We start from the raw sequence: 21,487 nt of genomic DNA, 5'->3' as shown, positions 1-21,487 counted from the left end.
CGGGTCCCGCCACCCCTCCCCGAACGCATCGGCTCGGTGGTGGCGGAACCCCGTCGGTCCGCTCCGGGGAATCACATGGAGTCGGATTGCCCGCGAGCCTCGTCCGACACCTGTCGGGCGGAATCCCGTGCCCGGTCGGTGACGTGACCGGCCTGGCCACGGGCCTCCTCCCGGACCGTTCCGGCCGCGTCACCGGCGCTCTCCTTCAACTCCTCACCGGCCTGGCGGCCCACCTCCCCGGCCTCATCCTTCAACCGTTGGGCGGACTCCATGGCGGCTTGCCGAACCGGTTCGATCATGTCGTCGGCCCGCTCGGAGACCTCCGAGACCATCCGCTGCTCGGCCCGGGAGGGCGGCAGCAGTGAGGAGACGAGCAGTCCCGCCCCGAAGGCGATCACCCCGGCGGCCAACGGGTTGCCGCGGGTGTGTCGAACAGCGGCCTCGGGAGCCTGCTCCAGAGCCTCACCGGCCTGCCCCACCACCTTCTGGACCTCCTCCGCGGTGTGCTCCGCGCCTCCCCGCACCGAGTCGGCGGCGCGATGGCCGCGGTCCCTGGCGGTGTCGGCGGAGTCCGAGGCGGTGCCCATCACGCGGTCCCGCAGATCGTGCACGGCTCCCCGCACCCGCCGGCCCCGACGGCGGACCGCCGCCTTGGGGCTGGTTCGGTCCGCCAAGCGGTCCACGTTCTCGGCCAGGCGCTCCCGGGTGACATCGATGTCATCCTTCATCCGGTCGGGTGACGTGCCCATTGTGCGTCCTCCTTCAGCGTCTCCAGGGTCCTCTCCGGCTTGGGGGACACCTCCCGCATACGGGAGCGGCCCACCATGAACAGCACGCCGCCGATCACCGCCCACACGACGGTCACGATCAGGGCCGCCCAACCGGCGTCCATCACGTTGGCCAATCCCAGGACGGCGGCCAGGGAGAGGAAGATCGCCACCATCCAGCCGGCGAACCCCGCGCCGCCGAACATGCCGGCGGCCTTGCCCGCCTTGACGGCCTCCTCCCGCACCTCCGTCTTGGCCAACTCGATCTCCTGGCGGAACAACGTCTGCACGTCCGAGGTCACCGCGGCGAGCAATTCGCCCACCGAGGCCTCCTCCTCGGGCGGTTCGACCTCGTTCGATCCGCGTGATTCCGGCGAAACGGATGACATCTCACGCCTCCGGGTGGCCGGGGTACCCGGGCCGGGTCACCGGCCCGGGAAGATCTCCCCCGGCCGGTACGCCGGGCGGGGTACCCGTGGGGGCGGGGGCCGGGCCGCTGTCCAGGGCCGGTGGGTGAGTCGGGTGCCCGGACGTGTCGGAGGAACCGTCCTCCCTGCTCGCCCTGGCCAGTCGGCCGACGACCAGGCCGGTCAGAGCGGCACTCGCGAGGAAGGCGCCGGGTCGGCGACGTGCGAACCGGCGCAGGTCGTTCAGGAGCCCGTCCACCCCGCTGTGGTCCAGGTACTCGGCGGCCCGGTGTCCGCGCCGCGCGCTCTGCGCCACCATCGTCCGGGCGGGGGAGTCGTCGGGTCCGTGCTCCGCCATCTCGGCCAGGTCATCGGCCCAGCGCCGGAGCGTTCCGGCGGCGCGCCGGGTTTGTTCGCCGGCCTCTTCCGACACCCGGGTCCGGAGTTCCCGGACCGCAGTGTCGGCCTGGTGCCGGGCTTCCTCCATCACCGCGCCGGCTTCGCGACCGGCTGTCTCCATCGTGCTCTCCGCCGCCTGACCGGCGACGCGGGCCGTGGCCGAGGCCTCTTCCCCGGCCTCCTGCCCGACGACGCGCGCACGTCCGGTGGCGTCCGTCGATTCACCGCTCATGGGTCCCTCCCGTTCGGGGATACCGGTGGTGGGTCGCGCTCCCCGGTGGCACGTGCGTACTTCTCGGCACACCATGGGGACGACCACTTCCGGTGTCCCGGCGGTCTCGGTGAGGGGGCCTCTTCGACCCCGTAACGAACGTGTGACCGAAAAGCCCCCGACAAAACCGCTATCAATCGGAATATTCTGGCAAGATGGGATTTCTCCTGGTTGGAGCGCCCGGGGCCCGGATAATCCGTATCGTCCCCATCCCCTCGAAGTCGACATCCGGTCGGAACGCGGCCGGGCCCCGGGTGGGGGCGCTCCACATGGAGCACCCCCACCCGGGACCCGGATCGGTCCGTCGTATCGGTCAGCGTCTGCGGCGGCTCCCCCAAGAGGTGCGGCCGACCCCCACCCCGCCCATGTGCAGGGCCACCAGCGTCAACCCCAGGAGCATCAGACCGGTGGGGCTGAAGATCGCCTCGGTGGCCGTGCCGGTGGCATGGATGATGAAGGCGATGCCGAACAGCACGGCGGCTATGAATGCGAGCATGTGTCTCTCCTGTTTCTCACGGCCCCCGTACCGGGACGGACGGGCGCTCACCGTGGCGAACAGATGCCCCGTGCGGGCCCGTTCACGCCCACCGGGAAACAACCCGCGCCGTCACCGGTCCCGTTCGGTGCTCCTCCCCGCCGCCCCGGACCGACACCCACCGGCCGGTAGCCCGGGGCGCCGGGGACCGGATACCGCCCCGTGGGCGTTACCCGGCACCCGGAGTCCATCGGATGCCGAACCGGTAGGCGCGGGAGATCGCCCCGTGCACACCCCGTTCGCCGCACTCCGCGCCGGTGAACCAGCGCACCTCGCATCCCACCACCAATCCCCCCACGCCGCCGGATCAGGGCGATCGCGCAGGCACGGGCACCACGCGGACACTCGCCCAACCGCGCCTCCAACCGGTCACCGCGGTCCGAGGTCGGCGTGACCACGGCATCCAGACCTCCGTGCGGACCCTCATGATCTGCCGGTCCGGCGATCGGAGTGGATCTATCGCCCCGCCCGGGAGGGGAGCGGCGAGGAGGTGTTCGATCCCATCCGGGCGTCCGGCTCGAACGACTCCGTGATGGTCCCCGCCCTCGCGGATCACCGCCCGCCCCACCCGCCCGACGGGAGGATCCTCGGAGTGATCACCGAATCCCGCTCCGCCGCGCACTACAGTCGCCCTCGGGCTGCTCGGGGCGGCTCACCGGACACTACGGGTACGAACACAGGCGGATGACTCCGATGCCGACACTCTCTCGTTCACCGCTGACGACGTGGCTGCTCACCCTGGACGAGGAGCAGTTGCACCGACTGCTGCTCCGCCGTCCGGATGTCGCCGTCCCGCCCGTCCCCCGTTCCATGGGCGAGTTGGCGGCCCGTCTCCAGCGGCCCGGCTCGGTGATCACGGCGATGGGGCGGCTACCGCTGCCCTGCCTCCAGGTGGCGGAAACACTCGCCGCCCTCGGGGATCGGAACACACCGTTCGAGCCCGGGAAACCGCCGATCTCGGCCGACCGGGAGAGCGACGGGATCGGGATGGACGACATCCTGGCCCGCCTGGCGGACCACGCGCTGGTCTGGCCGGACGAATCCGGACGGCTGCGCATGGTGTCGGGGCTGCGGGATCGCTGGGAGGCGCCGCTGGGCCTGGACCGTCCGCTGGCGGAACTACTGGAAGGCGTGGCCTCGGAACAGTTGCGGATCGTCCTCTCCCGACTCGGCCTCAAGCCACCCCCCACCAAGCAGCGACGTCTCGACGCGCTGCTCGACCACCACGCCTCGCCGGAGCGACTCCGGGCCGTGATCGCCGGGGCTCCCGCGAAGGTCCGGGAACTGCTGGAGCGGTACGCGGCGTTCGGTGGGGGCGAGTCCGTTTCGCGCGCCCCCTTCGCCCCCGGCGTTCGGCGAGCGGGGACCTCGGACCCCGTCCGGTGGGCGGTGGAGCGGGGACTGCTCATCCAGGACCTCCACGGATACCGGGAACCGAGGATGCCGGCCGAGGTCGCCCATGCCCTGCGCGGCCCCCACTGGAGGCCCCCCTTCGACCCGGTGCCACCGATGCCGACGGTGACGCCGGTGACCGGGGAGGAGATCGCCCGGGAGACCGCCGCGGCAGCCGGTGATCTCGTGACCCGGGCCATCTCCGTCCTGGGGGAGTGCGCGCTCCGACCGCCCACCTGCCTGCGGACGGGCGGAGTGGGCGTCCGGGAGCTGAGCCGGATCGGCAAGGCGGCGGATTGCGACGAGTCGATGACACGGTTGGTGCTGGAGTGCGCCGACGCCGCCGGACTGCTGGCCCGGGACGACAACGGCTTCACGGTGACCACCGCGTACGACGCGTGGACGGGAAAGGCCCCGGCCGAACAGGTGGCCGATCTGATCCGGGCCTGGTGGGACCTGCCCGCGACCCCCACCACCTCCCGGGACGGGGACGGCAGACCACTCCCCGCGCTGACCGGGAAGGAGGACCACCCGGGCTGCGTACAGGCACGCCGGGGCCTCCTCGCCGCGCTGGAGTCCCTGCCCGCCGGCCACGGCGCGGCCCGACCGCAGACCCTGGGGCCCCTGATCGTCTGGCACCGCCCGTTCTCGGACGCCACTCCGCAGGAGGCCCGGGAGGGAACGCCGTTCGCGGCCCCGATCCGGGAGGCCGGCCTGCTCGGCGTGCTGGTCCGCGGGGCACTCTCCCCGCTCGGCGAGGCGCTGACGGACTCGCATGCCGAGGACGCCGAGGAGTTGACGCGACGGGCACGACAGTTGCTGCCACCGGCCACCGACACCGCGCGTTTCGGCTCCGACCTCACCGCGGTCGTGCTGGGCACACCCTCCGGCCGATTGAAGGCGCTTCTCGACTCGATGGCCGACCGGGAGGCCCGGGGCGCGGCCTCCTTGTGGCGGTTCAGCGGTTCCTCCATCCGTCGCGCGCTGGACGCCGGACACCGCCCCGAGGAGATCGAGTCGGACCTCGCCGCGCTCACGGACCGGCCGCTGCCGCAGCCCCTGACCTATCTGATCACCGACACCGCCCGCCGCCACGGACATCTGCGGGTGATCTCGGCACTGTGCGTCATTCAGGGCAGGGACGCCGGACTGGTGGCGGAGATCGAAGCACACCGACGGCTGGCCCGGCTGGGTCTGCGTCGCGTGGCCCCCACCGTGCTGGTCGCGACGACCGCACCCAACGATGTGCTGGCGGCGCTGCGTGCCGAGGGGTACGCGCCCATGGGGGAAACGGCCGCGGGGGAGTTGCGGGTCGAGCGGCCCTCGGCGGCGCGAGCCGTCCGACCGACGCACCTTGCCGGGGCCCGGCGAGGCCCGGTCGGAAAACCCGTTGACCCATCGGAGCTGCGGAGGCTGGCGGCCGCGTTGTTGTCCGATCCCGAGCAGGCGGACCCCGAACCACACGACCTCACGCCCTCGGAGAGGCTGGTGGTCGGTTGCGCCCCCGGGCTCTCCCCCGACGAGTGTCGCCGGCTCGCTCACGCCGTCGATGAGGACGAGCCGATCACCATCACCTATCGGGCGGCCTCCGGAGCCGTCACCATACGCACCATCAGTGAGCTGGAACTCGACCCGCCCCACCTCTACGCCTGGTGCCACCTGCGGGAGAGCGACCGGGTCTTCGCCCTCTCCCGTATCCGGGAGATCCGGCCGTGACGATGGGTCGGGGCGATGAGATCAGGGCAGGGGCGGGTCCTCATGTGTTCTGTCGGGCGGGCTGGAGCGGGCGGGCTCGAAGGCGGGAGGGTACGACCCCCGCGTACCTTCTATCGGTCCGTCCCGGCCCCGCGCGTGAATGGCCGCGGCCCCACCGTGCACCCCACGTCGAGGGCGCCGACCGCTCGCGCGGTCGGGGCCCTCGACATCATGCCCGGTGAGGCGGCTGCGGAGGATACGGGATTCGAGCTCGTGAGGGTGCGAACCCAACACGCTTTCCAACTCCGCGTCAGGGGGTCCGGCAGGGTACGGGGGCGCCCTGACCTGCGGTGGGTTCGCCGGCGGGAGGGTTTCCGAAAGGTGCTGCACGCCGGTGAACGCGACCAGAACTGCGACCACCCGCCTCCTACTTGCCCGGGTCGGGCCCGTACCACCGGAGTCGGGCCGTGGCGCGACCGCGCAGCAGAAGCAGCCGGAGCTGATCGGAGCCGCATTACGGCGCCTCCGCCTGCCCGAGCTGCCGACGAAGGTGTACATAGCGACTGAGGTGCAGTCGCACGAAGCGTACCTGCGCTACTGCGTCGAGAATGGCACCGATTCCCTCGTGGAGAAGCCCGTACTAGCGCCCTTGGTGGATGGCCGGTTCGCGCCGTCCCGCATCACCGAGGTCATGCGGGAGCTCATCGCTCAGGCCGGTCGTACCGGTGCCAAGCATTCAGTGATGACGCTGAGCCGGTACCACCGCATCCACAACGGGGAGGTGCTGCGCTCGCTCGAAGAGCGGGTGCGGGACTGGCAGGCCCCCGTCACCTCGTTCCACCTGCGAGCCGCCGGCGGAGTGTGGAACCTCCAGCACGAGTACGAGACGCGGGACGACCATCCTTACCGGTACGGCTACGGGATGATGATGCACGGCGCTTACCACTACGTGGACCTCGCCGTGCAGTGCCTGTCCCTCAACAAGCTCGTGTTCCCCGACCGCCGCTTCCGGCTCGAAGTCAGCTCCTTCGGAGCCTCCCCCGTCGACCAGCATCTCCGGATCCCGAAGTCGGCCGCCAGCCGGTTCGAGGACGGACACCCTCGCTGGCCGCACTCCGCCATCCTGGAGAACGCCTTCGGCGAGACGGACATCACCGCCACGTTCCGCCTGGTCGAGGTCGAGTCGGAGCGCACCCTGACCGTCGGGACGCTGTCCTTCGAGCAGACGACGCCGTCCATCCGCAGCTGGCGTGACCTCCCGGACGACGTCTACAACAAGAACGGCCGTACCTCGAGCGTCGACCTCGAAGCACAGCTGTCGACCCTCTACTCCGCGCATGTCCACTGCTACGACGTACCCCGCGGGCAGAACGCGGACCGGATTGACGCCTTCGCCCGGCTGACCACGAGGGCGAACGCCTCCCTGCTGCCGGAAGAGCAGTACACGTCGGTCAGGACGTTCGACGGGCTATTCCACAGCGACAGCAACCGGCAGCTCATGGAGAACTGGCTGCGGGGCACCGAGAACAGGAGCTCGCTCGCCACGCACGTGCTGCCGATGCAGGTCACCGAAGCGCTGGCGGCCTCCCTTCTCACGCCCGGCCGGCCCGTCGTGATCGCCGACTCCTAGATGCCTCCCCTCGCTCATCCCTCCAGTCTCAGGTGGTGCCCTTTGCCTGTACAGCACTCGAGGGCGTCCCTCCACGCCTTCTACGCGGACGCGTTACGGAACGGCCGAAACACCGGCGAGGAGCTGCGTGCACCCGTCTCGGCGCGGTTCCGCAGCCTGCTGACTTCCCTCCCTGCCGACATTCCGAGGCGCGCTCTGGACCTCGGATACGGTGCCGGGGCCTACACCATCGCCCTGGCAGAGGCTGGCTTCAGCGTTGTCGCGGTGGACCAGGCCCCGGCCGAGCCGCTGTTCCGGCGGCTCTCGCCGCACGAGGACCTGGCGGAGCGCGTCACGGTGGTGGAGTCCCTCATCGAGCAGTACGTGGTCGAGGAGGACTTCGGGCTGCTCGTCGCCAAGGACGTGCTCCACTACCTGTCTCAGCACGATGTCGAAGCTGTTCTCACCCGGGCTGTGCAGAGCTCCCGATCGGTCAACATGCACTACTTGGAGGTCTTCGCCGGGATTTCCCGGACGGACGCCCATGGCGGTCAGATCCACATCGAGGGAGAGGCCCGGTACACGCTGGAGACCCTCAGCCACGCGCTGGAGCGGATCTACGAGGGCTGGGACACCACCGTGGCCTGGGACGACCACGCCGAGCAGGACACGCGCACGCAGCGCACCTACTTCGAAGCGACTCGCGCGACCGTCACCGCCGTGCGCAGGTGCCGCGTTTCGGCCGTCGCCGTGACCATGAAGGGACGGGAAGCCTCGTGACGATCACGGGCCATGGAGGCATCAGCTTCGTCATCCCCTGCCACAACGCGGGCGACTACCTCGTCGAGGCCGTGGAGTCGGTCATCGAGCAGCCGCTTCGGCATCCGTACGAGGTGGTGATCGTGGACGACGGATCGGACGACGAAACGACCCGTAAGTCCATCGGCACCTGCGTAGAGCTGCCCGGCGTACGTGTCGTCCGCCTCGAAGCGCGCCAGGGGCATCACGCGGCCAGGAACGCCGGCCTGGCAGCCGCGCGGCTGGAGTACGTGATGCAGGTGGATGCCGATGACCGCTTGGCCACCGAGCCGTTCCTTCTGGCGGCAGGGTCATACCCGGACAGGGCGGTGGCGATCCTCGCGTCCGACCCGGACACCGCGTTCGTCCACACGATGTCGTGGATGTTCGGTGCCTTCGAGGGCTTCACCATCTCCTCGTATCCGTGTCGCGAGGACCTCGTGGTGCGCAAGCACCACGTGCCGACGTCGATCGTCTGCCGGCGGACCGAGGCCCTCGAATGCGGCCTGTACGACCCGAGGGTGCTCGAGTGGGGAGACTGGGCCTTCGCCGTCAACCTGCTGGCCAGCCGGTTCAGGCGAGGGGCGGCCAACAACATCCACTGCGTCGCCGGCCCGTTCTACGAGTACCGCGTGCACTCGCGAGTCGACCGAGTGTCCGATGCGGAGGTCTCGGAACTCGACATGACTCGCCTCGTCGTGGAGAAGAGTCTCGACTTCTTCCGGGACCGGCTGGAGCGAAACGACAGCGCTGCCGAGATCGCCCTCGACGTGCTGGAGCAGAAGCCGACCCGCCTCGACGACCTTCTGTACATGGCGCAGTTCGATGTCCATCAGGCCCAGATCGTCGTGCAGCAGCGCGGGTTCTCTCTGTCGAGCCCGTACGAGGCGCTGGGGATTCCGTAGGGCTGGTGCTGGAGGCCGAAGAGAACCCGAAGGGGCCCAGACCGTCTGGTCTGGGCCCCTTCGGGCATTCTCCAGGCGCCTACTGCTGCGGCAGCTTGTCCAGCTGGGCCTGGATGCGGGCGATGTCCTCGTCGGCCTTGGCGAGCCGGCCCTTGATCTTGTCCACGACGTTGTCTGGAGCCTTCGCCAGGAACGCTTCGTTGCCGAGCTTGCCCTCGGCCCGGGCCTTCTCCTTCTCGGCGGCAGCCAGGTCCTTGGCGAGGCGCTTGCGCTCGGCGGCGACGTCGATGGTGCCGGACAGGTCGAGCGAGACGGACGCTGCGGTGCCGCCGGTCACTACCGTGGCGCCGTACGCCGTAGCCGTGGCACCCACGACGGGCAGGGTCGCGCTGGCGGTGAACCCGTCGCCCTCTGGCTGGAGGCGCAGCAGTTGGCGGATGGCGGCCTCGTGCGGGGCGAGCGCGGTGCCGGCCAGCTCCAGACGGGCCGGCACCTTCTGGCCGGGCTGGAGGCCCTGGTCCGAGCGGAAGCGACGGACCTCGGTGACGACCTGCTGGACCAGCTCGATCTCGCGCTCGGCGGCATCGTCGCGGAAGCCCGAGACCTTCGGCCAGTCAGCGATGACGACCGACTCCTGGCCCGTCAGCGTGGTCCACAGGGTGTCGGTGACGAACGGGACGATCGGGTGCAGCAGCCGCAGGGTGACGTCGAGGACCTCGCCCAGGACGCGTGCCGAGACCTTGGCCTGCTCGCCGCCCGCGAAGAACGTCGTCTTCGACAGCTCGACGTACCAGTCGAAGACCTCGTCCCACGCGAAGTGGTACAGGGCATCGGCGAGCTTGGCGAACTGGTAGTCGTCGTAGTAGGCGTCCGTCTGGGCGACGACCTTGTTCAGCCGCGAGAGGATCCAGCGGTCCGTCGCCGACATCTCGGAGGCGTCCGGCAGCGGGCCCTCCACCGTCGCACCGTTCATCATCGCGAAGCGGGTGGCGTTCCAGATCTTGTTGGCGAAGTTCCGGGACGCCTGGACCCAGTCCTCGCCGATCGGGACGTCGACGCCCGGGTTGGCACCCTTGGCCAGGGTGAAGCGCAGGGCGTCGGAGCCGTACTTGTCCATCCAGTCCAGCGGGTTGACCGTGTTCCCGAACGACTTCGACATTTTCTTGCCGAACTCGTCGCGGACCATGCCGTGGAACGCGATCGTGTGGAACGGCGGCTGGCCGTCCATCGCGTAGAGGCCGAACATCATCATCCGGGCGACCCAGAAGAACATCAGGTCGTAGCCGGTGACCAGGACAGAGTTCGGGTAGAACTTCTCCAGGTCCGGCGTCTGCTCCGGCCAGCCGAGCGTGGAGAACGGCCACAGGCCGGACGAGAACCACGTGTCGAGGACATCGGTGTCCTGCGTCCACCCCTCGCCCGTGGGCGGCTCCTCGTCAGGGCCGACGCAGACCAGTTCGCCGTTCGGGCCGTGCCAGACGGGGATGCGGTGGCCCCACCACAGCTGGCGCGAGATGCACCAGTCGTTGAGGTTGTCGACCCAGTCGAAGTAGCGCTGCGACATGTCGGCCGGGTGGATGTCGACCCGGCCGTCGCGGACCGCGTCGCCGGCGGCCTTGGCCAGCGTCTCGACCTTGACCCACCACTGGAGGGAAAGGCGGGGTTCCAGCGTCGTCTTGCAGCGCGAGCAGTGGCCGACGGAGTGGACGTAAGGGCGCTTCTCGGCGACGATCCGGCCGTCGGCGCGCAGGGCGGCGACGATCGCGGAGCGTGCCTCGAAGCGGTCCAGGCCCTGGAAGGGGCCGTGGACGGTGATGATGCCGCGCTCGTCGAGGACCTCGATGGATTCGAGGTTGTGGCGCTGGCCGATGGCGAAGTCGTTCGGGTCGTGCGCCGGGGTCACCTTGACGGCGCCGGTGCCGAACTCCGGGTCGACGTGGGTGTCGGCGACGACCGGGATGGTTCGGTCGGTCAGCGGCAGCTTGATCTGCTTGCCGATCAGGTGGGCGTAGCGCTCGTCCTCGGGGTGGACGGCGACGGCCGTGTCACCGAGCATCGTCTCCGCGCGGGTCGTGGCGACGACGATGGTGTCGTCACCTTCGCCGTACTTCATGGAGACGAGCTCGCCGTCGTCGTCCTGGTAGTCGACCTCGATGTCGGAGATGGCCGTCAGACAGCGGGGGCACCAGTTGATGATGCGCTCGGCGCGGTAGATCAGTCCGTCGTCGAACATCTTCTTGAAGACGGTCTGGACGGCCCGAGACAGCCCCTCGTCCATGGTGAAGCGGTCCCGGCTCCACGCCAGCCCCTCACCGAGGCGCTGCATCTGGCCGGCGATCTGCCCGCCGGACTCGGCCTTCCACTCCCACACGCGCTCGACGAAGGCTTCGCGGCCCAGGTCGTGGCGGGACTTGCCCTCCTTGGCGAGCTCGCGCTCGACGACGTTCTGGGTGGCGATACCTGCGTGGTCCATGCCGGGCTGCCACAGCGTCTCGAAGCCCTGCATGCGCTTGCGGCGGGTGAGGGCGTCGATCAGCGTGTGCTCGAAGGCGTGGCCCAGGTGGAGCGAGCCGGTGACGTTCGGAGGCGGGATGACGATCGTGTACGCGGGCTTCTCGCTCTTCGCGTCCGCCTCGAAGTACCCGCGCTCTACCCAACGCTCGTACAGCGGCCCCTCTACCTCGGCCGGCGCGTACTGGGTCGGCAGTTCGGTGGTGGGCGCTGTCTGCTGCTGAGTGTTGTCGGTCACGACGGTCATTCTAAGGGCGTGCCCCGGCTGGTCTCGCATGGCTTTTCACCGGTGGCCGGGGGATGGCCGCTCTCGCTCAGGGATTTACTTCCGCAGGGGGAATGCCTTGTCGAGCGGCAGCACCAAGAGCTTGCCGGACGCCATGGCCTTCCGGACGTCGCTGATGGTCACATAACGTCCCTGCTGGATTACGGGAGCGACCGTCTCGATGGCACCCACCTCGGAGAGGAAGAAGACCGTCCAGGGGTACTCAACCTGCTCTGCGGCTTCCCTTGCGCGTGTGATCTGAACGGTGTCAGGGGAGGTGGCCCAGGTACATGGAACGTCCTGCTTGACGGTCTCGACGGCCTTTACGTCGAAGACGCGACCACCGCCTCCAGGTGTGTACATGACCAGCACTTTGGGCCGGGCCAGGCTGAACCGTTCCGGGTTCGGTAGAGACTTCAGATTGTGGTTGTGACCTGGGGTTTCGGGGTTGCGCGGTAGTAGTTGGTTTCGTATTCGATGGGTGGGGTGTGCCCTATTTCACCGTGAAGTCGGTGGTGGCAGTACCGGTCGATCCGCTCGGCGGTGGCGAGTTCGACCCGGGAAAGGGTTCGCCAGGGCCGTCCGGGCTTGATCAGCTCGGTCTTGAACAAGCCGATCGTGGACTCCGTGAGGGCGTTGTCGTAGGCGTCGCCGACCGAGCCGATCGAGGCCGCAATGCCGGCGGCGTCCAGGTGCTCGGCGAGCCGGAAACTCGTATATTGCGACCCGGCATCGGAGTGATGTATCAACTTGCCCGCCCGGTACGGATGTTCGTCTCGGCCGCGTTGCCACAGGGCCGTGTCCGGGGCGTCCGGGACGAGCCCGGTCTCCTTCGACAGGGCGGCGGACCAGCCGACGATCCTGCGGGAGAAGGTGTCCACGACGAAAGCGACGCAGACCACTCCCGACCAAGTGCTGATGTGGGTGAAGTCCGCGACCCGGCAGCGGTTCGGGGCCGGCGCGACGAAGTTGCGGTCCAGCGGGTCCGGTGCCCGCTCGACGGAACTGTCCGGGATTGTCGTGATGATCTTCTTTCCGCGGACGGCACCGGTGACGCCGAGCTCGCGCATGAGGCGTTCGACGGTGCACCGGGCCACGATGTGGCCTTGGCGGTGCAGCTCGCGCCAGACCTTCCTGGCCCCGTGGACACGGTGGTTGACCTCGAAGATCTGCTGGATGAGCGGCTTCGGCTCGGCGTCGCGGACAGTGCGGGCGGACGGGGCCCGGAGTCGCTTGCGGTGGGCGTAACAGGTGGAGGGGGCGATCTTGCAATCGTGCTCGGTGAGCACGCGGCAGATCGGCTCGACACCGCCGAAGCGGGCCCGGTGCTCGTCGATGAACGCTACGAGCGTGTGTGTGGCCGGTCGAGCTCGGCCGCGAAGAAAGACGCCGCCGCCTTCAGGATGTCGTTCGCCCGCCTCAGCTCGGCGATCTCCTTCTTCACCGCCTTGATCTGCGCGGCCTCTTCCGTGGTCGCCCCCGGACGCTTCCCGGAGTCGACCTCATCGCGCTTCACCCGGTTCCGCAGGGTCTCGGCCGAACCGATGCCCGGCTTCTGGGCGACCGCCCGCAGCGCGGCCGACTCGTTCGGATGGTCACCACGGACCTCGGCGACCATACGGACCGCTCGTTTGCGCAGCTCAACGGGATAGGAGGAGGGGCGTGCCATGACTAAACCCTTTCACGGAATCGAGCCTCTACCGAACCCGGAACGGTTCACTGCGAGGTCGACAGCAGCCTGGTGTCGTTCCGTGGCGAGTCCGCCTTCTGCCAGGCGACCTCAGCGACGAAGTTGTTCTCCCCGAGCTCCTCGTCGAGGACGACGCGGCATCGGTGCGACTCCATGTGGTCGAGGTGTACCCACACAGACGCATCTTTCGCGAGCAACAGCCTGATCTGCCGGATCCGGTCCCGGAGGAGCGTGAGCCAGATCGAGTGCGTGATGTTGTCCTCGTACTGGGTGAACGCCTGGCCGGTGTTGAAGGGCGGGTCGATGTAGACCAGCTTGACCTTCCCGGCGTACTTCTCGGAGTACGTCGGGATCTTGGCGAGCGCATCCAGGGCGTGCATCGCGTCGCCGGTGATCAGGAGGTTGTCGGTGGTCGGCTGTGGCAGTTCCTCCGGCCGATTGTCCGGCGTCGGCGCCTCGACCCGTTCGATCTCGTGGAGGAGACGAACCTCGGAGACCCGATAGCCCGTCGGATCGACGAAGGTGTAGTCGTACTTGCCGTCCCCGGTCGACAAGAGCGTCTTGTCCTTGTCGGTCCAGGTCAGTTCGAGACGGCCCTGGTGTCGGGGCGTCGAGTTCGAGGCCATGCGGCGATCCCTTGCGGTGTGGAGATGACGTTGTCCATCTTGACGGAGTCCCCGTGAAGACGACGGAGAACCTCGACACTGACCTGCTGCTACGTACCTGCCTCGCCCGTTCCTCCCGGGTGGCCACCGTGATGGGCGGGTCCACTATCCGGGCGCGAGGCCAACTGAGACCAAAACTGAGACCACCAACGTCGAAGGCCCCCGCAGCGAGCTGCGGGGGCCTTCGACGTATTGCCCGGTGAGAGCAACGGCGGAGGATACGAGATTCGAACTCGTGAGGGTGTGAACCCAACACGCTTTCCAATTCTGCGTCCGGCCGTCCGACCGGGTTCGTGCCCGTCCTGGCCTGCGGCGTAGTCGCTGGCAGGAGTGCTTCCGAACAGCGTTGAACGCCGGTGAATGCAACCAGAACTGCAACCACGTGCCCGCCTACTTGCCCGGGTCGGGCCCGTACCACTGGAGTGCCTGGCCGGTGACGGCGGCGACGCAGTCGAAGTCCCGGTCACGGTGCAGCAGCGTGAGTCCCTGGAGTTCGGCCGTCGCAGCCACGACGAGGTCGACGGCCCCCGCGCTGCGATGCTGCCCACGCCGGGTGAGGGCTTCTTGCACCTGCCAGGCGCGCGTGTAGGCGCGATCGTCAACCGGAACCCAGCTGAAGATCATCCGCATGTCTTCGATGCCTTGTGCGCGATCTTCGGCGGAACGTGCGCTGTAGAAGAACTCAAGCTCGGTGATCGGGCACGTGGCGATCAGCCCGGCGGCGGCAGCCTGGTCCCACCCGTGCTGCTCGGCGTCGCTGCGCAGGAACCGGGCGAGGGCGCTGGTGTCGATCAGGAACTGGGCGGCGTTCACCGGCGGTAGTTCCCCTTGTCCTCGAAGAGGTCCAGGTCGAAGGCGCCCTCGGCGGCGGCGGCCCGCAGCCGGGTGAGTGCGAGTGCTCTCCGTCGGTTCTCCAGTACCTCGCGCAGGGCGGTGTTGACGGTTTCCTTCTTCGTGCTGGTGCCGAGGGCCTTGGCCACATCTGCCACGAGTTCGTCATCGAGATCGATCACGGTCCGGCTCATCTGTGTACCTCCATAGATATCAAAGATGGCATCAAGTATATCTCGCCGGTCTCCACGGCGCTGCCGAACCGATCGGGGCCCGGGGCGTCCGGCAGCGTCGGGCGGTGAGCAGCCAGGTGGCCAAGGCGCTCAGCCCGGCGGCGGCCGGGGCCTTCGCCGCACGGGTGACCTTGCTCCCCGGACCGCCTTGGCGCCCCAGGCCTGCGCGGGGGAACGTAAGGCCGCAGGGGACCTGTGGGCGGAGTCGGATCACGTGTCCACGAAGCCGCTCGGAGGGCGCTGAGCCCGAACACGGACTACCGCGATAACGGCACCACTGGAGGGCCTGACCGGTAACGAGGTGATGCTTCAGGCCGCCACTCAAGATCAAAGAATGTACCTCTCACGGTACAGACACTGGACTCCCGCTGCGGGAGCGTTGACGGTGGCGGGTTCCCGGGCCCGGCCCTGCGGAGCCCTCTGACACCGGACCAAGATCACAAAATGTGTCCCTGCAGCCGCTGACTTCGGTCTTCCGGTCCGGGAGTGTGGACGGTGTCCGGTTGTTCCGCGCTGCCGTTCTGGCTCGGCCTGAGAGGAGCTGTCGGGTGCGCTGGATTCTCCCCGTGTCGACGGTCATCGTCATCGCCTTGACTGTGGTGAGGTATCTGCTGTCACAGGTCCGGGAGCTGCTGCTGAGCTTCGCCGGTGTGATTTCTGCGTGGCGCGAGATGAGGCGGACGTTGCGGGATGGGGCAGAGGCTGGCTCGCTACCCGGCCGAGACGTGGATACGGATTGACCAAGAGGCAGCAGGGCTTACAGGTGCTGTAACCGAGAGCAGGGCCGGTGACTCCAAGGATGGTCAGTGCTGGTGTGCCGGCCAGATGGCCGCCGGATCGCAGCGGGCCGGGCAGGCCGGCAGGCAGACCTCGTTGCCCAGGAAAGCCCGTAGGCGTCGGCCCCTGCGCTGTAGGGCTGTTCTGGCTGGCCGGGGTGGACGGCGAATTCCAATGTCCTCGGGCATCTGGCAGACATACACCAAGTCCGCTCCGCCCGCGCACCTGTAGTACTCGGGATCCTGCGCCCAGGACGGTGCACCCCCCACCTTGAACGTCTGGGCCCCGATTCCTCGCGGGCTGGGGGTGTCCACGAACGGCAGCAAGGTCAGCGGCAGGGCGCACACGGACGGTTCGGCCTCCGACCGCGGAAGCGCCGCGGGGCGCTGGAGCGGTACAGACCAGAACGGGGAAGGGCCAGCCACTCACCGGATTCCGCGCCGGCCGGTCTTGCGGTTCGGCTCGACCTCGACCGCGTAGGCGGGCGCCCCGTCCCGCACCCTCGTCACCTTGCAGTCGGCCACCCGCTCACCCTGATGGCCTCTTGTGACAGTTGATGGCGGTGAGATGGTCTTGATCCGACGGGTCTGACCACGGCTCCGGTACCGATGCGGGCCAGCCGTCGGCCAGGCAGGCGACCGCGACTGCACCCACGGACGACGTAGGGCCCCACCGCCGGAGCGGTGGGGCCCTACGTTCAGCCCGGTGAGGCTGGAGCGGAGGATACGAGATTCGAACTCGTGAGGGTGTGAACCCAACACGCTTTCCAAGCGTGCGCCCTAGGCCTCTAGGCGAATCCTCCGCGAAGCACGATACACAACCCGGGGGTGTGCTTGCGAATCCGGCCCCGAGGGGGGTGAGCCGCCGGGCTCACCCCTGCGCCCCCCGGCGTACGCCCGGGGAGACCGGACCGACGGCGCCGCGACCTGCCGTCCGGGGCGGGACGGAACGGCCCGGGTGATCGGGTAGGCTGGGCGCAGCCCCTCACGCGGCGCTATCCAACTGAACTCCCCCAGGGCCGGAAGGCAGCAAGGGTAGGTTGGCTCTGGTGGGTGCGTGGGGGGCCCTGTCGTTCCCCGGCGACGCCCCTGCTCCTCCGGCTTCCCCGTCCTCGACCCGGTCGTCTTGCCCCGGTCGTCTTGCCCCGGACCCCGGACCCCGGTCGCCCTGCCCGGCCGAGGGGTGGCGCGGACGACGGCCGTGGATCGCCCGTGTGCCCGTCCCCGGGCGGAGCCCGGTGTCGGTGCGGACCGATATCGTCGGAGTCGTGTCGTCCCTAGCGCTGTACCGCCGCTACCGCCCCGAGACCTTCGCCGAGGTCATCGGGCAGGAGCACGTGACCGCCCCGCTGCAGCAGGCCCTGCGGAACAACCGGGTCAACCACGCCTATCTCTTCAGTGGCCCCCGCGGCTGCGGCAAGACGACCAGTGCCCGCATCCTGGCCCGTTGCCTGAACTGCGAACAGGGCCCCACCCCCACCCCCTGCGGGGAGTGCCGTTCCTGCCTCGACCTGGCGCGCAACGGTCCCGGCTCGATCGACGTCATCGAGATCGACGCCGCTTCGCACGGCGGTGTGGACGACGCCCGTGAGCTGCGGGAGAAGGCCTTCTTCGGCCCGGCTTCCAGTCGTTGGAAGATCTACATCATCGACGAGGCGCACATGGTGACCCCGGCGGGCTTCAACGCCCTGCTCAAGGTCGTCGAGGAGCCGCCGGAGCACCTGAAGTTCATCTTCGCCACCACCGAGCCGGAGAAGGTCATCGGGACCATCCGCTCGCGCACCCACCACTACCCCTTCCGGCTGGTCCCGCCCGGCACCCTGCGCGACTACCTCGCCGAGGTGTGCGAGTCGGAGGCCATCCCCGTCGACCCCGCCGTGCTGCCGCTGGTGGTACGGGCCGGCGCCGGCTCGGTGCGCGACTCGATGTCGGTGATGGACCAACTGCTCGCCGGCTCCGGCGAGGAGGGCGTCACCTACCCGATGGCGACCGCTCTCCTCGGCTACACCGACGCCGCCCTGCTCGACTCGATCGTGGAGGCCTTCGCGGCCTCCGACGGTTCGACGGCCTTCGAGGTCGTCGATCGTGTGGTCGAGGGCGGTCACGACCCCCGCCGTTTCGTCGCCGACCTGCTGGAGCGCCTGCGCGACCTGGTGATCCTCTCCGCCGTCCCGGACGCCGCCGAGAAGGGTCTGTTCGACGTACCGGTCGATGTCCTGGAGCGGATGACCGCCCAGTCGTCCTCGCTGGGGCTGGCCCGGCTCAGCCGCGCCGCCGATCTGGTCAACACCGGTCTGGGAGAGATGCGCGGCGCCACCTCGCCCCGCCTGCAGTTGGAGTTGATCTGCGCCCGGGTACTCCTGCCCGCCGCCTACGGGGACGAGAGCGCCCTGCTCAGTCGGCTGGAGCGGTTGGAGTCGGGGGCCGCGACGTTCGCCGCCGCCCCCGCTGTTCCTCCGCCGCTCCCGGTCGCCCCGCCGCCCGCGCCGCACCCCTCCGCTCCGCCGGCACCGACGTCCGCCCCCACTCCACAGACATCGGCACCGGCGCCCGCTCCCCGGGCCCCGGCCGACCCGGTGCCGCCGAGCGCTTCCGCCCCCACCCCGCCCCCGGTGTCCGAGCAGGCCCCGCCCGCCGGTTCCGCACGCCCCGGGGCCTGGCCCACCGCCGCCGGCGGCGGCTCGGGCGCCGGGCGTCCCGGCGCGTGGCCCGCGGGTGCCTCCGGCGGTGGATCGGACGCAGCCGCCCGCCCCGCGAGTCCTCCGCCGGTGGCTCCGTCGCCCGCCGCCGCTCCGCCCCCGGCGGGGTCGACGGCCGGTGTCGGCGACCCCTCCCGGGTGCGACAGATGTGGCCCCGGGTCCTGGACGCGGTCAAGGGCCGTCGTCGCTTCAGCTGGATCCTCCTCAGCCAGAACGCCGAGGTCACCGGCTTCGACGGCAACACCCTGCGGCTCGCCTTCGGTAGCGCCGGCGCCCGCGACAGCTTCGTCAACAGCGGTAGCGAGGAGGTCCTGCGCCAGACTCTCGCCGACACCCTCAACGTGCGGTGGCGGATCGAGACCGAGATCGCCGGCTCCGGTGACCGGCCTCCGGGCGGGGCCGTGCCCCGTCACGGTGGCCCGGGGCCGGGCGCTCCGCCGCCCGCCTTCTCGCCTCCGCCCCCCGCTCCGGCGCCCCCACCGACCGTGCCCTTCCCCGCCGACGGGCCGGCTTCCCCGCCGTCGGGCGGCGGTCCCCCCGCCGGCGGCGGGGGGACCGCCGGGCCCCCGGCGGCGACCCCGGCCCCCGTGGTCGTGCGGCAGGCCCCCCCGGTGGCGATCGAGGACGACGTTCCGGCCGACGACGACCCCGACCTCGACGAGAAGGCCCTCTCCGGTCCCGAGCTGATCATCGAGGGTTTGGGAGCGACGATCATCGAGCAGATCGACCACGAATGAGCCATGTCACCGGTTCCTCCGCTCTCCCCGGGGTGGCGGGAGCCCGAACGCCGTAGGCTCAAGGGGTACGTACGACGCCGAGCCAGGAGGTTCAGCCGTGTTTCCCGGTGGTGGAGCCGACATGCAGCAGTTGCTGCAGCAGGCCCAGAAGATGCAGCAGGACCTCGCCCGTGCCCAGGAGGAACTCGCCGAGACCATCGTGGAGGGCTCCGCGGGTGGCGGTCTGGTCACGGCGAGCGTCACCGGGTCCGGTGAGCTGACCGGTCTGGTCATCGCCCCCGGCGCGGTCGACCCCGAGGACACCGAGACTCTCGCCGACCTGGTGCTCGCCGCCGTGCGAGACGCCAACGAGAGCGCCCGCCAACTGGCCGAGCGCAAGCTCGGACCGCTGGCCGAGGGCCTGGGTGGCGGGGGCGGACTGCCGGGGCTGCCGTTCTGAGCGACGCGCCGGGCCGGCTGCCGGCCGGTGCCCCGTTCCCCAACTAGCCTCACGGTCAACGACATAGGAAGGCATGCCGTGTACGAAGGCGTGGTTCAGGACCTCATCGACGAACTGGGCAGGCTGCCCGGCGTCGGTCCGAAGAGCGCCCAGCGGATCGCCTTCCACATCCTGCAGGCCGACCCCGCCGACGTGCGCCGGCTCGCCCGGGCACTGTCCGAGGTCAAGGAGAAGGTGCGCTTCTGCGCGGTCTGCGGGAATGTCGCCGAGGACGAGCGGTGCCGGGTCTGTCGTGACCCGCGCCGCGACCCCTCGGTGATCTGCGTCGTCGAGGAGCCCAAGGACGTGGTGGCGATCGAACGCACGCGGGAGTTCCGGGGCCGCTACCACGTCCTGGGCGGGGCGATCAGCCCCATCGACGGTGTGGGCCCCGATGATCTGCGGATCCGCGAACTCCTCGCCCGCCTCGCGGACGGGTCGGTGACCGAACTCATCCTGGCCACCGACCCCAACCTCGAGGGGGAGGCCACCGCCACCTACCTGGCGCGGATGGTCGGATCCATGGGACTTCGCGTCACCCGGCTGGCCAGTGGACTGCCGGTCGGGGGAGACTTGGAATATGCCGACGAAGTCACGCTGGGGCGTGCCTTCGAGGGGAGGCGATTGCTCGATGTCTGACGGGACGATGACCAGGACCGCCGACGAGACCGAACCCCGGGGAGACACCGCACCGGTGCCCCCCGCCGGTTCCGCCGTCCTGGACGGACCCGATACCTTCGCGGTGCAGATCTCCGACCATATCGAGAGCTTCATCGTCGCCGTCTCCGAGATCGCCAGGGGCGACGACCCCGATAGCGCGGTGCCCCACCTGCTGCTCCAGATCTCCCAGATCCTGCTCGCCGGTGGGCGCCTCGGGGCGCACGAGGACATCGTGCCCGAGGAGCGCTACGAGCCGGACACCGGACCCGAGCCCGACATGGACGAGCTGCGCGAGCGCCTCGCCGAACTCCTCGCCCCGGTCGACGTCTACTCCGAGGTCTTCGACCCGTACGTGCCGCGCAGTGCCCCGGTGCCCTGCCGCATCTCCGACGACTTCGCCGACATCGTCACCGACCTGCGCCACGGCATGGCCCACTACCGCGAGGGACGGGTGGGGGAGGCGCTGTGGTGGTGGCAGTTCTCCTACCTCTCCAACTGGGGCCCCACCGCAGGTGCCGCCCTGCGCGCCCTGCAGTCCCTGGTCGCCCACGTCCGACTGGACACCCCGCTGGCCGACCTCGACGGACTCGACATCGACAGCGATGTCGAGGACGAGAACCTGGAGCGCCAGGCCGGTCGGGTGATGGCCGCCGAGATCGCGGTTCCGCTGGGGCTGGAGCCGCCCCCGGGCTGAGAACCCACCTCGCCCGGGCGTTGGACTCCTCTCGGTGTGGTGGCGGGTGTCGAGCACACGACGCGGACGGATCGCCGCGGGGATCGGGATGGGCGACGGGACGGTCCTGTGGGCGATTCCGGACGTTCGTCACCGCATCGGCGCAAGCCCCCACCGAGGATGCGAAGCCTCTCCCGCCGGGCCGGAAGCACGGCCGCGCGAGGTGGCCGAGAAGCCCCGGTGGAGCCGTCGAAGCGCCCGGTCACCACCCCGCATCGCGCTTCGGACGCCCCCGGGATCCCGTCACCCCCGGTCGCCGAATGGCCGCGCAGAGCGGTGAAACCACCGGTCCGGGCCTCGCGCGTTGTGACCTCCCGCACGTTTCGGCGGCGTTTCGTGTGTCCGCTCGACAAAGGGGCATGGCTTGGTGGCGAGCGGGCCCGGGAACGGCCCGGACGGTCGGCCGGCGGCGTCTCATCATGCGGTGCCC

At 69.8% G+C, this 21,487-nt stretch carries 19 protein-coding genes, 1 tRNA gene and 1 other RNA gene; 10 read left to right on the top strand and 11 right to left on the bottom strand.

The window, feature by feature from the left end; genetic code table 11:
• Nucleotides 1–71: 71 nt before the first annotated feature.
• From LZF96_RS22975 to LZF96_RS22960, 4 genes are all read right to left on the bottom strand, one after another.
• Complete coding sequence (locus LZF96_RS22975) at nt 72–749, bottom strand: DUF3618 domain-containing protein (RefSeq protein WP_233876126.1); 678 nt, start codon at nt 747–749, stop codon at nt 72–74.
• The gene (locus LZF96_RS22970) at nt 725–1,156 is read right to left on the bottom strand and encodes a phage holin family protein (RefSeq protein ID WP_233876124.1); all 432 of its coding nucleotides are present in this window, start codon (nt 1,154–1,156) and stop codon (nt 725–727) included. Before LZF96_RS22970 ends, LZF96_RS22975 begins: the two co-directional genes overlap by 25 nt.
• 1 nt (nt 1,157) lies before the next feature.
• The gene (locus LZF96_RS22965) at nt 1,158–1,805 is read right to left on the bottom strand and encodes a hypothetical protein (RefSeq protein ID WP_233876122.1); all 648 of its coding nucleotides are present in this window, start codon (nt 1,803–1,805) and stop codon (nt 1,158–1,160) included.
• A gap of 352 nt (nt 1,806–2,157) precedes the next feature.
• Nucleotides 2,158–2,340, bottom strand: coding sequence for a hypothetical protein (locus LZF96_RS22960; protein ID WP_233876120.1), 183 nt, complete (start codon nt 2,338–2,340; stop codon nt 2,158–2,160).
• Nucleotides 2,341–3,072: 732 nt separating this feature from the next.
• Between LZF96_RS22960 and LZF96_RS22955 the strand changes: the two genes are divergently transcribed.
• The 4 genes from LZF96_RS22955 to LZF96_RS22940 all read left to right on the top strand — a co-directional run bounded on the left by LZF96_RS22955 (nt 3,073) and on the right by LZF96_RS22940 (nt 8,778).
• Nucleotides 3,073–5,487, top strand: coding sequence for a WYL domain-containing protein (locus tag LZF96_RS22955; RefSeq protein ID WP_233876118.1), 2,415 nt, complete (start codon nt 3,073–3,075; stop codon nt 5,485–5,487).
• Nucleotides 5,488–6,034: 547 nt separating this feature from the next.
• On the top strand, nt 6,035–7,096 hold the full coding sequence (locus LZF96_RS22950) for a hypothetical protein (protein WP_233876115.1): 1,062 nt from the start codon (nt 6,035–6,037) through the stop codon (nt 7,094–7,096).
• The gene (locus tag LZF96_RS22945) at nt 7,097–7,855 is read left to right on the top strand and encodes a trans-aconitate 2-methyltransferase (protein ID WP_233876113.1); all 759 of its coding nucleotides are present in this window, start codon (nt 7,097–7,099) and stop codon (nt 7,853–7,855) included.
• Nucleotides 7,852–8,778 (top strand): glycosyltransferase, encoded by a 927-nt coding sequence (locus tag LZF96_RS22940; protein WP_233876111.1) that lies wholly within the window; start codon nt 7,852–7,854, stop codon nt 8,776–8,778. Before LZF96_RS22945 ends, LZF96_RS22940 begins: the two co-directional genes overlap by 4 nt.
• Before the next feature lie 79 nt (nt 8,779–8,857).
• On the opposite strand, the gene LZF96_RS22935 is transcribed toward LZF96_RS22940, so the two are convergent.
• The 6 genes from LZF96_RS22935 to LZF96_RS22910 form a co-directional block, all read right to left on the bottom strand.
• Entirely contained in the window at nt 8,858–11,527 is a 2,670-nt protein-coding gene (locus LZF96_RS22935) for a valine--tRNA ligase (RefSeq protein WP_233876108.1), read from the bottom strand.
• 84 nt (nt 11,528–11,611) lie between these two features.
• The gene (locus tag LZF96_RS22930) at nt 11,612–11,917 is read right to left on the bottom strand and encodes a hypothetical protein (RefSeq protein ID WP_233876106.1); all 306 of its coding nucleotides are present in this window, start codon (nt 11,915–11,917) and stop codon (nt 11,612–11,614) included.
• 53 nt (nt 11,918–11,970) lie between these two features.
• Nucleotides 11,971–13,223, bottom strand: a protein-coding gene (locus LZF96_RS22925; RefSeq protein WP_233876103.1) for an IS3 family transposase whose coding sequence is annotated in 2 segments (ribosomal slippage) — nt 11,971–12,941 and nt 12,941–13,223 — 1,254 coding nt in all. Because the reading frame shifts where the segments join, the coding sequence is not laid out codon by codon here.
• Nucleotides 13,224–13,270: 47 nt separating this feature from the next.
• Nucleotides 13,271–13,870, bottom strand: a complete 600-nt coding sequence (locus LZF96_RS22920; protein WP_233876101.1) for a DNA methyltransferase — start codon at nt 13,868–13,870, stop codon at nt 13,271–13,273.
• Between the two features lie 429 nt (nt 13,871–14,299).
• Nucleotides 14,300–14,722, bottom strand: a complete 423-nt coding sequence (locus LZF96_RS22915) for a PIN domain nuclease (protein ID WP_233876099.1) — start codon at nt 14,720–14,722, stop codon at nt 14,300–14,302.
• A complete protein-coding gene (locus LZF96_RS22910; RefSeq protein ID WP_233876097.1) occupies nt 14,719–14,934 on the bottom strand; it encodes a type II toxin-antitoxin system VapB family antitoxin in 216 nt (71 codons plus the stop codon). The genes LZF96_RS22915 and LZF96_RS22910 overlap by 4 nt, the downstream gene beginning before the upstream one ends.
• Before the next feature lie 587 nt (nt 14,935–15,521).
• On the opposite strand from LZF96_RS22910, the gene LZF96_RS22905 reads away from it, so the two are divergent.
• Nucleotides 15,522–15,713, top strand: coding sequence for a hypothetical protein (locus LZF96_RS22905; protein WP_233876095.1), 192 nt, complete (start codon nt 15,522–15,524; stop codon nt 15,711–15,713).
• 754 nt (nt 15,714–16,467) lie between these two features.
• On the opposite strand, the gene LZF96_RS22900 is transcribed toward LZF96_RS22905, so the two are convergent.
• Nucleotides 16,468–16,552, bottom strand: a tRNA-Ser gene (locus LZF96_RS22900).
• A gap of 174 nt (nt 16,553–16,726) precedes the next feature.
• Here LZF96_RS22900 and ffs point away from each other — a divergent pair.
• The 5 genes from ffs (at nt 16,727) to LZF96_RS22875 (ending at nt 21,018) form a co-directional block, all read left to right on the top strand.
• Nucleotides 16,727–16,821: signal recognition particle sRNA small type (gene ffs, locus LZF96_RS22895), an RNA gene on the top strand.
• 196 nt (nt 16,822–17,017) lie between these two features.
• Nucleotides 17,018–19,186: a DNA polymerase III subunit gamma and tau gene (locus LZF96_RS22890; RefSeq protein ID WP_233876092.1), complete on the top strand. Its 2,169-nt coding sequence runs from the start codon at nt 17,018–17,020 to the stop codon at nt 19,184–19,186.
• A gap of 97 nt (nt 19,187–19,283) precedes the next feature.
• Nucleotides 19,284–19,625, top strand: a complete 342-nt coding sequence (locus LZF96_RS22885; protein WP_233876090.1) for a YbaB/EbfC family nucleoid-associated protein — start codon at nt 19,284–19,286, stop codon at nt 19,623–19,625.
• 78 nt (nt 19,626–19,703) lie between these two features.
• Nucleotides 19,704–20,303: a recombination mediator RecR gene (gene recR, locus LZF96_RS22880; RefSeq protein ID WP_233876088.1), complete on the top strand. Its 600-nt coding sequence runs from the start codon at nt 19,704–19,706 to the stop codon at nt 20,301–20,303.
• Nucleotides 20,296–21,018 (top strand): DUF5063 domain-containing protein, encoded by a 723-nt coding sequence (locus LZF96_RS22875; protein ID WP_233876085.1) that lies wholly within the window; start codon nt 20,296–20,298, stop codon nt 21,016–21,018. Before recR ends, LZF96_RS22875 begins: the two co-directional genes overlap by 8 nt.
• The last annotated feature ends 469 nt before the right edge of the window (nt 21,019–21,487 follow it).

Source organism: Streptomyces sp. ST2-7A, from assembly GCF_021390475.1.
GTDB lineage: Bacteria > Actinomycetota > Actinomycetes > Streptomycetales > Streptomycetaceae > Streptomyces.
Note: the sequence above shows the minus strand (reverse complement) of the source record. Positions and strands in the feature narration are given on the sequence as shown.

Excerpts from the sequence above, each read along its gene's own strand:
- LZF96_RS22875 (WP_233876085.1), top strand. The coding sequence starts at position 20,296 with ATGTCTGACGGGACGATGACCAGGACCGCCGACGAGACCGAACCCCGG.
- LZF96_RS22965 (WP_233876122.1), bottom strand. The coding sequence starts at position 1,805 with ATGAGCGGTGAATCGACGGACGCCACCGGACGTGCGCGCGTCGTCGGG.
- LZF96_RS22955 (WP_233876118.1), top strand. The coding sequence starts at position 3,073 with ATGCCGACACTCTCTCGTTCACCGCTGACGACGTGGCTGCTCACCCTG.
- LZF96_RS22975 (WP_233876126.1), bottom strand. The coding sequence starts at position 749 with ATGGGCACGTCACCCGACCGGATGAAGGATGACATCGATGTCACCCGG.
- LZF96_RS22945 (WP_233876113.1), top strand. The coding sequence starts at position 7,097 with ATGCCTCCCCTCGCTCATCCCTCCAGTCTCAGGTGGTGCCCTTTGCCT.
- LZF96_RS22960 (WP_233876120.1), bottom strand. The coding sequence starts at position 2,340 with ATGCTCGCATTCATAGCCGCCGTGCTGTTCGGCATCGCCTTCATCATC.
- LZF96_RS22970 (WP_233876124.1), bottom strand. The coding sequence starts at position 1,156 with ATGTCATCCGTTTCGCCGGAATCACGCGGATCGAACGAGGTCGAACCG.
- LZF96_RS22930 (WP_233876106.1), bottom strand. The coding sequence starts at position 11,917 with ATGTACACACCTGGAGGCGGTGGTCGCGTCTTCGACGTAAAGGCCGTC.
- LZF96_RS22910 (WP_233876097.1), bottom strand. The coding sequence starts at position 14,934 with ATGAGCCGGACCGTGATCGATCTCGATGACGAACTCGTGGCAGATGTG.
- LZF96_RS22920 (WP_233876101.1), bottom strand. The coding sequence starts at position 13,870 with ATGGCCTCGAACTCGACGCCCCGACACCAGGGCCGTCTCGAACTGACC.